Below are 422 nucleotides of genomic sequence, written 5' to 3' on the forward strand. Positions count from 1 at the left end.
TTTAGAGGTTCCGGGGTCGAAATGACCTTGACCTATTCTCAAACTTTAAATATGTAAGAAGTCCTTGTTACTTAATTGAACGTGGACATTTGAATGAAGAGCTTTTAGTGGGCCATTTTTGGTAAGCAGAACTGGCGATGCGGGATGAACCGAACGTAGAGTTAAGGTGCCGGAATACACGCTCATCAGACACCACAAAAGGTGTTAGTTCATCTAGACAGCCGGACGGTGGCCATGGAAGTCGGAATCCGCTAAGGAGTGTGTAACAACTCACCGGCCGAATGAACTAGCCCTGAAAATGGATGGCGCTCAAGCGTGTTACGCCTGCCTACTCGTCAGGGTTGATATGATGCCCTGACGAGTAGGCAGGCGTGGAGGTCAGTGACGAAGCCTAGACCGTAAGGTCGGGTCGAACGGCCTCT

General features: G+C 49.8%; 1 rRNA gene. It reads left to right on the forward strand.

Annotation, left to right across the window (positions count from 1 at the left end):
- Positions 1-422, forward strand: a 23S ribosomal RNA gene (locus A0765_RS10790); the annotation flags it as partial.

The organism is Streptococcus cristatus, assembly GCF_001588905.1.
GTDB lineage: Bacteria > Bacillota > Bacilli > Lactobacillales > Streptococcaceae > Streptococcus > Streptococcus cristatus_N.